Source organism: Paenibacillus hebaui (assembly GCF_051934385.1).
Taxonomy (GTDB): Bacteria; Bacillota; Bacilli; order Paenibacillales; family Paenibacillaceae; genus Paenibacillus.
In genome coordinates this window covers 4,451,906-4,464,003 of sequence record NZ_CP196836.1, presented here as the reverse complement: position 1 = coordinate 4,464,003, position 12,098 = coordinate 4,451,906, and the positions used below count along the sequence as shown (strand labels likewise).

The 12,098-nt window shown below is 40.8% G+C and carries 10 protein-coding genes and 1 pseudogene; all 11 read left to right on the top strand.

The genetic code is table 11. The features are described from left to right. The first annotated feature begins 60 nt into the window (after window positions 1-60). The 11 genes and pseudogenes from ACR32F_RS19725 to ACR32F_RS19675 all read left to right on the top strand — a co-directional run bounded on the left by ACR32F_RS19725 (window position 61) and on the right by ACR32F_RS19675 (window position 11,965). Window positions 61-1,041: an AAA family ATPase gene (locus ACR32F_RS19725; RefSeq protein ID WP_440109931.1), complete on the top strand. Its 981-nt coding sequence runs from the start codon at window positions 61-63 to the stop codon at window positions 1,039-1,041. A 146-nt stretch (window positions 1,042-1,187) separates the two neighbouring features. Beyond that, the gene (locus ACR32F_RS19720) at window positions 1,188-4,373 is read left to right on the top strand and encodes a PHP domain-containing protein (protein ID WP_440109929.1); all 3,186 of its coding nucleotides are present in this window, start codon (window positions 1,188-1,190) and stop codon (window positions 4,371-4,373) included. Further along, entirely contained in the window at window positions 4,374-4,508 is a 135-nt protein-coding gene (locus tag ACR32F_RS19715) for a hypothetical protein (protein WP_440109927.1), read from the top strand. Window positions 4,509-4,711: 203 nt separating this feature from the next. After that, window positions 4,712-5,269 carry a Holliday junction resolvase RecU gene (locus tag ACR32F_RS19710; RefSeq protein WP_440109924.1) on the top strand — a complete coding sequence of 186 codons (558 nt, stop codon included), beginning with the start codon at window positions 4,712-4,714 and terminating at the stop codon, window positions 5,267-5,269. 313 nt (window positions 5,270-5,582) lie between these two features. After that, complete coding sequence (locus tag ACR32F_RS19705) at window positions 5,583-7,070, top strand: recombinase family protein (RefSeq protein ID WP_440109922.1); 1,488 nt, start codon at window positions 5,583-5,585, stop codon at window positions 7,068-7,070. 56 nt (window positions 7,071-7,126) lie between these two features. Next, window positions 7,127-7,513, top strand: a pseudogene (locus ACR32F_RS19700) (spore germination protein GerW family protein); the annotation flags it as partial. A 133-nt stretch (window positions 7,514-7,646) separates the two neighbouring features. Next, window positions 7,647-8,834: a D-alanyl-D-alanine carboxypeptidase family protein gene (locus ACR32F_RS19695; protein WP_440109920.1), complete on the top strand. Its 1,188-nt coding sequence runs from the start codon at window positions 7,647-7,649 to the stop codon at window positions 8,832-8,834. A 128-nt stretch (window positions 8,835-8,962) separates the two neighbouring features. Next, complete coding sequence (locus ACR32F_RS19690; RefSeq protein ID WP_440119959.1) at window positions 8,963-9,565, top strand: nucleoside recognition domain-containing protein; 603 nt, start codon at window positions 8,963-8,965, stop codon at window positions 9,563-9,565. A gap of 6 nt (window positions 9,566-9,571) precedes the next feature. Further along, the gene (locus ACR32F_RS19685; RefSeq protein WP_440109917.1) at window positions 9,572-10,105 is read left to right on the top strand and encodes a spore maturation protein; all 534 of its coding nucleotides are present in this window, start codon (window positions 9,572-9,574) and stop codon (window positions 10,103-10,105) included. A gap of 63 nt (window positions 10,106-10,168) precedes the next feature. After that, entirely contained in the window at window positions 10,169-10,987 is an 819-nt protein-coding gene (locus tag ACR32F_RS19680; RefSeq protein ID WP_440109914.1) for a S1 family peptidase, read from the top strand. A 228-nt stretch (window positions 10,988-11,215) separates the two neighbouring features. After that, the gene (locus tag ACR32F_RS19675; RefSeq protein WP_440109911.1) at window positions 11,216-11,965 is read left to right on the top strand and encodes a pseudouridine synthase; all 750 of its coding nucleotides are present in this window, start codon (window positions 11,216-11,218) and stop codon (window positions 11,963-11,965) included. Window positions 11,966-12,098 lie beyond the last annotated feature (133 nt).

The following is a 12,098-nucleotide window of genomic DNA, read 5'->3' as shown; positions in this document are numbered from 1 at the left end:
ATTCCCAATGCAGTTGAGCATTTTACCACTACATCGCCCATATACTGTCTTAACGAGGTGATGACTGTGGACGAAGGTGTCAGACGGATTACTGTTAATGAATCAAGGATTAACATTGTATTTAATGCAGACGAGGGGTATAAGTTGTCTCATGATTTGACAGAACAAGTTTCACCAATAAGCAATCAGAATGAATCCGCAGCAGACATTTTTAGGGAAATGGGCGAGATGATTGGACTTGAGAAAGTAAAGGATCTTATATATGAAATTCATGCACTCATAGAAGTCAATAAACTTCGGTATGAGGAAGGTCTCAAGAATAGTAAGCAAGTGTATCACATGATATTTAAGGGTAATCCCGGCACTGGTAAAACCACCGTAGCAAGAATTATATCTAAAATGCTCAATAAAATGGGCGTACTAAGCAAGGGGCATCTGATCGAGGTTGAACGTGCCGACTTAGTTGGAGAATACATTGGACATACAGCATTGAAGACTCGCGATCTTGTCAAGAAAGCTATGGGAGGCATACTTTTCATCGATGAAGCTTATAGCCTAGCCAGAGGAGGAGAAAAAGACTTTGGCAAAGAGGCTATCGATACACTTGTAAAAGTAATGGAAGACAAAAGTGAAGACTTGATTATCATCCTTGCTGGATATCCGAATGAAATGGATGACTTCCTTCAAATAAATACGGGATTGCCTTCTCGATTTCCGATTCAAATCAACTTTGATGACTACAGTACCGAGGAATTAATGTTGATTGCCCTAAAGATGGCTTCAGAAAAAGATTATAATTTTACGGGAGAAGCCATTGATAAGCTAAAACACATTGTTCAATTAGAAAAGGATACAAGAATTCACTTCAGTAACGCTAGGTATGTTCGCAATATTATCGAGAAGGCAATAAGACATCAAGCAGTTCGATTAATGAAAAGACGTGAGAAGATATCTCGACAAAGCCTTATGGAGATAGCAGCAAAAGATATTACATCTAAACTGAATGAAACAAAGAAAGTAGAAGGTGTCTATACGGTATAGAGATGACTCCTATAAAGAGTGTAAAAGCTCAGGAACGATCTACTCTTTATAGGAGGACTTTAAGGAGGTGATTAAAGTGTAGGTTAATAATGATAATATAATATATAAAATCAATATTTTACAATGACTCGGAGAGGAGAAACGAATTGGCAGAAGAAGCGATTGGAGCAAATGATAAAAATTACACGGTTTACCACCTACATAGCGACTTGAGCAACGGCACTATGATGGATGCATCTTCTAAATATATCGACTACATATTAAAAGCTAAATCTTTAGGAATGAAAGCTATAGCCTTCTCGGAACACGGAAATGTTTACAACTGGATATCTAAGAAAATTAGTTGTGACGAACATGGATTGAAGTATATTCATGGCATGGAAGCATATATCACGACCACACTTGAAGAGAAGGTTAGAGAAGCGTATCATCTGGGGATGTACGCAAAGAATTGGGAGGGTGTAAAGGAGCTAAACAAACTTTCTTCAGACTCGTTTAATAAAGAAGACAATCATTTCTTTTACAGACCACGAGTATCTCTAGATGAAGTCTTAAATACCTCCGATAACATCATTATAACATCGGCTTGCCTTGGCTCTTTACTCAATAAGAAAAATGACTATGTAGAAAAGTTGATCGAATTCATGGTGGAGAATAAGCACCGCTGTTTTTTTGAAATCCAGTATCACACCGATCCCGAACAAGTGGCGTTCAATCAGTTTTTGTATCAGAAATCACTGGAAACAGGAGTACCTCTGATAGCTGGAACAGACACCCACGCATTGAACGAAAAAAGAGCAAAACTTCGTTTGGTCTTGCAAAAGTCCAAGAATATTAACTTTAGCAATGAGGATGCATACGATTTAACATTTAAGAGCTACAAAGAACTAGTGGATATGTTTAATGAACAAAACTCCTTGCCGATGGATGTAGTTTTGGAGGCAATAGAAAACACAAACCGATTCGCTGACATGGTTGAAAATTTCGAGTTGGACTTTTCTCATAAATACCCGAAAATATATAACGAAGAAGAAAAGGAGCTTAAAGACAGAATCAACAAGGGTGTAGTCGCGAGAGGGGTTCAATTGTACCCTAGAGATAAAAAGGAAGAATATTTTAAAAGAATTAGAGAAGAATTCGATGTAATGAATGGGATGGGAAACCTGAGTTACTTCCTTTTGCTAGATGACATTGTTAAGTTTTGCAAATCGAAGGACATCGGGACATCTCCACGTGGATCTTGCAATGGCAGTTTAATCTTGTGGGTATTGGGCATCACGGATATCGATAGTATTAAATATGGATTGCCATTTTTTAGATTCCTAAATCCATCTCGCGTAAGCCTTGCCGATGTAGATATTGATCTTTCTGGTAAAAGAAGAGATGAGGTAAAAGATTTCTTGTATACATACCCCGGCATCAATGGTAGTGCGATTATCACTTATCAAACTTTTCAGTGGAAGGGCGCAATAAAGGCTATCGGTCGTGGGCTAGACATCCCACTTAGCGTTGTCGATCAAATATCCAAGGATATCGACGAAATTGAAGAAGAAGATGGAGAAACAGGAGAAGCCAAAATGACAACCACTTTTCACAACAAAGAGAAGTGGGATAAAGAGTATCCAGAATTTATGGAATTGGTCGGAGAAGCAATTGGTCTAATAGAAAACGTTTCTGTTCACGCCTGTGGGTTCGTAGTTTCTGATAGAAACCTCGATGAAGAGCTAGGAACATTTAGAACGGATAAGAGCAAATGGCCCATCTCTCAGAACAACATGAAGGCAGTTGATACCGCTAATTTTGTGAAAATGGATTTGCTTGTTGTTGACAATGTTCAAATGGTAGAAGATGTTTGTTTGTTAGCTGGGATAGATAAACTTAACAACGATCAAATAAATTTCGAAGATGAAAATGTCTGGAATGAGATGAAAAAATCTGGTCTGGGTATATTTCAATTTGAAAAAACTGGATGGAGGTATCTAAACGAGTCTCTCAACAACTTTGATAAGTTCGAAGAAAATTCTGGCGGGAAAATGAGTCGCTTGGATATGATGACTGCTTTAAACGGCATCATACGCCCTTCAGGGGATTCGATCAGAGACGATTTTGTTAAAGGAATACCTCATGATAACGGCATGAAGGAGATAAATTCTTTCCTTGGAAAGACACTCGGCTACCTTATATATCAAGAGCAGATAATGACATGGCTTAATGAGTTTTGTGCTTACGACATGGCTCAAAGCGACATGGTGAGGCGCGCCATTTCAAAAAAGGGTGGAACTGAGAAACTGACACCGGAAATCAAAAAAGGATTTATGGATTATTGTTTGGGTGAGTTTGATTACGATATTGATCATTTAGATTATGTTGTTGATGAAAATCTCAAGGTTATTAAGGATGCATCGGATTATGGATTCTCGGAAAATCATAGTTGCCCCTACTCTATCCTCGGGTTTAAGGGGGCATATCTAAGACACTATCACCCACTAGAATTTATAACAGTCCAACTAATAATTAATGAGAATAAACAAGAAAAGACAACAAAAATAGTCGAATTCATGAAAACAAACACTGACATCAGAATTCTACCTATTAAATTTAGAAAATCAAGATCTGGATACATAATGTCTAAAAGTGAGAACGCAATATATAAAGGAATCAAAAGTATTAAAGACTTGAGCGAGGTGGTAGCGGAAGAACTCTATTCGCTGAAAGATAATACGTATAGATCATTCATCGATTTATTAATTGATATTAATGATAACACGAAAACCAATAAGACTCAGACGTTAATATTGATTAAGTTAAATTTTTTCTCTGAATTTGGGAGAATATCGGAGTTGGTTCAAATCTATGAAGAATTTTATGATGGGGGCAGTAAGTATAAGAAGACTTACGCTGACAAAACAAAAGTAAAGAGAGTTGAAGAACTAAAAAGTAAGGAAAGACAAATAAAAGAATCTAATGTGTCAGATATGATTCCGAATGAAGTTGTCATGTTCCAAGAAGAGTATCTCGGGTATACGGACGCTGTTTATCCAAATATTGATGTTAAATGGTGCGTAGTTACCGAATTAGACACTAAATATAGCCCGAAATTGACGCTGTATAACCTAAAAAGGGGCGAGAAGAAAGTATTTAAGATGGATAAGAAAACTTTCAACAACAAGGACGACTCTCTTAAGATTTGCAAAGGAGATTTAATTGAAATAACTAGCCATAAGAAAAAACCAAGGCAAGTACCAGACGGTAACGGTGGGTTTAGAGCAACAGATCAAATAGATGTTTGGATCACTGGTTACAACAAATACAAGAATATGGAGGATGTATAGATGGAAAACAAACTTAGAAAGTCAAAGATTGAACAGACTATTGGACGTAAATTGACTGAGGATGAATACGCAGAAGTTGTAGGAACAGTTCTTAATCAATTACTGAATGAAAAAGTCGAAAAATCAAATGGATAGATTCGATAGTGATTACTACTATATCCACTTTCCTGATCCACAAGAAAATACAATTCAATATTCAACTTGCTATGGATGCAGAGAAACTATAAATGTTGGCGAAGAAGTATTGGATGTGTACGGAGTGTGTGTGCATGATACATATGATTGTTTATTCAAAGCAGTAGACGCTAAACGACTAATTGCAGGAGAGGAATGATTGATTGGCTACAAATCAAGGGAAATTATTCGAAGAGGACTTTCAAAAGTCTGCGGCTCAAGGCTCTGATAAAATCTTCTTTGTACGTTTGAAAGACACGCCAATTCCAGTAGACCTTCGTTCGAGAATCAGAGTAACAAAAAATGACTATGACTGTATGATGTTTGCAAAGAACCATCTTTTCACTTTAGAACTTAAATCAACAAAAGATAAGTCTATAAGCTTTCAAGAGAGCGTAATCAAGCAGCATCAGATCGATAAGTTAACTGAAGCAAATACATATGAAGGTGTCATATCAGGGTTCATCATGAATTTTCGGGAACCTGAGAATAGAGTGTTCTTTATACATATTAAAGAGTTTTTAAAGTATCAGCACATAGCTCAGAATCAAATTAAGGAACATACATATAGAAGTAAAGTAAATAAAAGTAGTATTTCACTAGCTATTTGCGAAGAGATTGGAATTGAAATTAAAGGATTTAAGCCTAGAACCAGATGGCATTACCATTTGAAAGATTTTATAACGGAGGCAGTGAATGCTTATTTTATAGTAAGACAATGAATGAAAAATAATACATAGAGATTGAATATTACAATTTAACTTGGAAATAGATATAATTAGAGGTGATCGATCTGAAAAAACAAAATAACTCGGAAACATACGATATCCCGAACCTTGGCACTTTGATTATCAATGGGGAGCCATCTGTGGAAAACTGTAAAACATTTATTAAGATTTTAATGGACAACAAAAGAAGAAAATAATCCATAGAAAAGTCATGTTGCTACTTGGCAGCTTGGCTTTTTTTGTACTATAATTGATTATGCAACCAAACATGTGATGTTCGTAAATAACCCAGTTGGGAGGTCGTACATTGAATCAATATGTAATAAAACACGTGGCGGTTTATCTGCGTAAATCACGTGGTGACGAAGAGAAGGATTTAGAAAAACACAGAGCAGAGCTTCTGGCAATGTGTGGACAAAACAATTGGGCGTTTGTAGAATACGCTGAAGTTGGAACGGCAGACTCTATCTCGATGAGACCGAAGATGACTGAACTGATGAGCGACATCGAACAAGGGATGTTTGATGCTGTACTTGTAATTCACATTGACCGTCTGAGTCGTGGTGATGAAGTTGATAGGGCGACACTGAGCAAATTATTTGCCAGATCTGAAACTCTGTTGGTTACTCCTCAAAGGGTATATGATTACAACAATGATACCGATATGCTTATGGCTGAATTTGAGGGTATGATGGCTCGGATGGAATATAAGCAAATAGCAAGACGTTTCAGACAAGGTAAAGCGAGAAATGCCAAGCAAGGGCTATGGAGTAACGGAGTCCCACCGTTTCCGTATATTAGAAATCCGCAAACAGGAAGGGCTGAGCCTGTCGAGGAAAACCTCCCTACATACAGATTTATGGTGGAAAAATGTATGAGTGGATGGTCGAGTACAGACATTGCTTGGGAACTTAATAAGATGGGAATCAGATCTCCTAGGGATGGAATGTGGAATCCAGCAGTCGTTCGAAGGATATTGTGCGATGAGGTTCATCTAGGTAAAGTGGTCGTTGGGAAGAAGCGAAAAATGTCCAACACAGGTGACTTGGTTTACAAGCCCAAAGATGAATGGATCATTTATAATAATTGTCATACAGCAGTTAAGACTCAACTCGAACATGACAAGATTATGTTCATTATCAGCTCTCAGATTAAAACACCCAAAGCAAGTCGATCTGGGAAAAATGCACTATCTGGATTAGTTATTTGTGGCAAATGCAAACACACCATGTCTATACAAAAAAGAACAGGAAGAAGCTATGACACATTAAAATCTTGTACTCATCGGAATCCTTTTGGTGAGAGATGTAGCAACTTAGGTGACAGATCAGATGTGGTAACAAACTTCATTTTGAATGCTTTGATCATTAAAAAGAAACAAATTGAAGATGCAATTGCTGAAGGTTTGAGTTCGTCCGATATGAGTAACTTAGCCGACATAGCGCAAACAAAGGTTCAAGAAATTAAAAAGCAAGAAAACGCAATTGAACGGATTCACGATTTTTTAGAAGACGGAACATATACAAAAGAGAAGTATTTGGAGAGGCTAAATCGTGCAAACGAAATTCTCAATAAACTCGAAGAAGAATACAGAGTAATAAAGACACAACTTGATAATACATTGAATGCTAAAAATGAAGATATGCTCATCAGCGTTAATGATGTACTAGATCAGATTTCAGAAACGAAAGACCCTAAAGAGCTTAATCGGGCTTACAAAAGTATCATTCACAATGTAATATGGTCTAAGAATGATTTCGATGAAAAGCCAACGGTAACCGTAAATTTTCTTTAGGGGTTTAATGTGTATAAAGGCTTATAAATGGGCCATGCTAGCTGGTTCTTTCATCAACACCAGATGGTACTGTGATTCTGCCAATCAGTAAAGTGGGATTCGGATTCGCTGCTGGCGGCAGTGATTTTCACGTGAATGAAGGAAGCAGCAAAAGTGGAAGTGGAGGAACCAGCACTGAACATGCTCATTCCTCAACGGTTGCTTCCCCGTTTGGTGGAGGAAGTGGCGGCGGTGTATCCATTCGTCCTATTGCTTTTTTGGTCGTAGGTAAACAAGGTGTTCACATCGTGCCACTTGATAATTCCACTCACCTGTTCGAGAAATTAATCGACTCCACACCTTATGTAATGGACCGAATTCAGGACATGTTCCGCAATCGTAATACCGCACAAACTGCTGGGTCCGACATAGGGGACACACCAGATCATTCAACATATAGCTAAGTTTTTAGACCAAGATCCCTTCCGCAGCCTGTATGCGAGAGGGATTTTTGTTGTTTTACCCCATGAGGACATACTTCAGGTTGTCCAGACATAAGCTAGTACAAGATTCCAAGTGACCCGGAGGAATGAATTGATGCGAAAAATAATGAAAGTTATGGTATGTATGCTTATCCCTTTACTCTTATTGCCTTCATTCGGGCTCGTCGAAGCCCAGGGAAGCTTACCTGGTCCGTCTACACATGCACAAAGTGCTGCACTCATTGACGTGACATCGGGACGGATTTTGTATAGCAAAGATGGAGACAAGGAATTGCGAATTGCCAGCTTGACCAAAATCATGACGGCGATTGTAGCTATTGAACACAGTAAACTGGATGACAAAGTCAAAGTGACTCCCTCATCTTTTGCCAAGGAAGGTTCGTCGATCTATCTCAAGTTGGGTGAAGAAATGACGCTTGAGAACATGTTATATGGGCTGATGCTGAGATCAGGCAATGATGCGGCCTCGGCGATTGCTGAACATGTCGGTGGTTCGGAAGAGGGTTTTGTCCTGTTAATGAACAAGAAGGCAGAACAGATTGGATTGAGTCATTCCCATTTTATGAACCCCCATGGATTGGATGCGGAAGGCCATTACTCTACTGCCAATGATCTGGCCCGCTTAACGGCATATGCGTTAAAGAACCCGGTGTTCAAACGGATCGTAGCTACTGAGAATAAATCTGCCCCAAATCCGAATGAGAGCTGGGAATATTCCTGGCACAACAAAAATAAAATGCTGCGGATGTATGAAGGAGCCGATGGGGTGAAAACGGGGTATACCAAAAAGGCTTTCAGGTGTCTGGTTAGCTCTGCTACTCGTAACGGGCAACAACTTGCTGCTGTTACGCTGAATGATGGCGACGATTGGAACGATCATGCGCGCATGCTTGATTTCGGATTTGAGCACTTCCCATTGGTCGAGATTGCAAAGAAGGAGCAGCCTGTTGAAAATACGGATGTAGTTACAGGCCGAGGCTTTACCTATCCACTGGCGGAGAGTGAGAAATCAAGTGTAACCAAAAAGCTGATTTTACTTCAAAATCGTGGCAAGACGGAAGCGGAGGGGGATGCCAAATCGACTGATCCTTCTTTTGGATTAGCGGGCCGCATTGATATGCACCTGGACGGTAAAATGATCGGTTCAATTCCAGTGTATTTAAGAGGAAGTTATATACCACCTGAACCGAAAACAGAAGATGCAACTTTGGGTGGAATAAGTGATGTCTCCTCTTGGGCAGCCGCATGGCGTGCCGTATTAAGTCATTTGTTATCTCCATAATCTTGGCTAATGAATTTAAAGGAACGTCGGAAATTTTAATCTGTACCACAGATATCTTCGATCTGTAATAGAAGGATGTCGTAGTTGAAGGGAGGGTTCATCCTTTGATTAATGTAATCTGGCTTCTGATGATTGTTATCGGATTTGCTTTTGCAGCAGCACAGGGCAATATTGAAGTTGTCACACAGGCGGCTTTTGATGGAGCGGCAACCGGAGTGACCGTATGTTTTGGGCTAATCAGTGTGCTGGTGTTCTGGATGGGGATGATGAAAATGGCTGAGGATGCTGGACTGCTTGGTCGGATTGCGAAGCTCCTTGGTCCAGTGGTTGGATTTTTATTCCCCGATGTGCCCAAAAATCATCCAGCCATGGGCTATATTCTCTCCAATATGAGTGCTAATCTGCTGGGACTTGGTAATGCGGCTACTCCGATGGGAATCAAAGCAATGCAACAGCTGCAGGAGCTTAATCCTGATAAACAAACGGCTTCTCCCGCCATGTGTACCTTACTGGCCCTGAATACGGCAAGCATAACCATTATTCCGACAACCCTGATAGCCATTCGGCTAAATTATCATTCAGCCAATGCAACAGAGATCGTGGGTACAACACTGATGGCTACTCTCGTCGCCACACTTGCCGCCATCTTTGCCGATCGCTGGTACCGAAACAGGGCGCTGCACAGACCGCCGCGTGTACATAAGAGTGGCAATCCCGGTATGAAAGGATGAGCACCATTGTTAACCTTCATCAACTGGATCTCCGTCTGGGCCATTCCGGTTATTATCGCGTTTGTTCCATTATATGCGTTTACCAAAAAGGTCCCGGTTTACGAATCCTTTGTTGATGGGGCCAAGGATGGATTCTCCACGGCAATCAGCATTATCCCTCATCTCGTAGGCATGATGGTTGCGATCAGCGTATTTCGTGCCTCGGGTGCATTGGATTATGTGATCAGTCTGTTTGCTCCACTCGTTTCCTGGATGGGAGTGCCTGGAGAGGTGCTGCCATTGGGCATTCTGCGTCCTTTGACCGGGACAGGCTCGCTTGCGTTTACAACCGATCTAATCAAAACCCATGGTCCTGACTCTATGATTGGACGCATGGCATCTACAATTCAGGGGAGTACGGATACCACGCTGTATGTGTTAACTGTCTATTTTGGAGCTGTAGGCATACGTAACGGTCGATACGCGCTCAAAGTGGGGTTGTTTTCCGATGTCGTTGGTTTTATCGCTGCGCTTGCCATTTGCTTGATTGTTTTTGGTTAAAAGATATCTGCTCTCCCTCCGATATATTAGATATGCTAGAATAATAGCGGAGGAGAGTGAGACATGCAGAAGAATTGGAAACAAATGCTCCGTTTCGGGATGTCAGGCGTGCTTGCCATTGCAATGCTCGCTGGGTCAACGGGACTGGCTGCGGCTCAAGCCGTTCAGACGATCCATTTTACAGGTTACTTTGACAAACAACTGCGTTCACAAATGGCAGTTACTGCCGATTCTTTTCCAGTCGTGAATGTGCGCTTGATCAAGAAAGATGAACCTGATACGGTATATTATGATGTGGGTACCTCCATATTGATCTCCAAAGATGAAGTGCTGACCAACTATCATGTCGTGCAGGATTTCGCCGAGCTATCGGATGGGGATGAAGGCACATTGACAGTGGCGAGCCCAGGTCATTTGAATAAGCCTGTAAAGGCCAAAATTATTAAGACAGATCCGGTGACGGATATGGCACTGCTGAAGCTGGACAAAGAAATCGATGCACAGCCAGTTACGTTTGCCAATGCGAAGGATAACCAGATTGTCTATACCATTGGATTCCCCAAAAATCCTGCTGGTGATCTCTTGCTATTGGACGAGAAGTTTCCTTCAACTTATAATACGATAGCCAAGAGCCGTGTATTTAGCTCGCAGGATGCGGATGTGCCAGGCAAGAAAGGGATTGGCAGTATTGTAAAATCGATGGCACAAGGCAACTCAGGTGGCCCTGTACTGGATCAGAACAATCGGGTCATTGGCATGATGACCTTTGTGTATGGCGGAAGAACCTATTTTATTACTTCCAAAACGTTGCAATCCTTCATTAAAGAAAAGGCAGCGCCTGATAAAAAGCAGGTTGCAGTTGCGGGTATAGTATCCAACTAACTTCGTTCGTTTACCTTGGTGTAGTCCAATGAATGATAAAAAATGAATGGCTTACCTTAACGCTTCCTGTTGAACACAGGCGGTGGAAAGGTGAGCTTATTTAGCATAAATGTATAGTTGAAGGCAGCTGAAAACGGGTATTCATGCTATCAGTTTATAAAATCCTTGGATAATCCTTGTGATTTCCCCCCTTGATGGGTATCATTAGTGTGAGGTGACATGACAAACATGGAAAGATTACAAAAAATTATTGCACAGGCAGGTATTGCTTCCCGCCGCAAGAGCGAGGAACTAATTAAGGCTGGCAAAGTAGAAGTTAACGGGGAGGTCGTAACCGAACTGGGTACGAAAGCGAACCCCGAAGAGGATATGATCACGGTTAATGGAAGACCGATCCGCAGCGAAAAGAAAGTGTACTTGCTAATGAACAAACCCAAAGGGGTTATTACGAGTGCGTCTGACCCGGAAGGCCGGAAAATTGTATCCGACTATCTTAAAGGTGTCAAAGAACGTGTGTATCCAGTGGGTCGTCTGGACTATGACACAGAGGGCTTGCTAATTCTGACCAATGATGGCGAGTTTGCGCATTTGTTGACGCATCCGAAGCATCACGTACCCAAAACGTATCATGCAACCGTTAAAGGTGTTCCGCATGGTTCAGCTCTGGAAAAATTAAAGACAGGCATTATGCTTGACGACGGTATGACAGCTCCTGCTGAGGTCGAGTATAAGGATGTGGATACAGCCGCGAATGAATCGGTGATCTCCATTACAATCTACGAAGGGCGTAACCGTCAGGTTAGACGTATGTTCGAGGCGATTAACCATCCGGTAACCCGTTTGAAACGGATTTCGTTTGGTGGTATTTTGCTACAAAACCTGAAACGGGGTCTGACACGCAATCTGACCAAAGAGGAAGTCAACAATCTGATTCAGCTCGCTTTATCAGAACCAGTCAAAAAAATGAAAAAAAGGTAATGTGAGGACACATAATTTTCATAAAACCGCCGCAGTTTTGTGACGAAATTCGCTATAATTGTTCATAGGATGTTCACAGTTGTCCGAGACAATGGATATTGCGAATGATGTAAGTCACTAAAAAGGGGAGCAG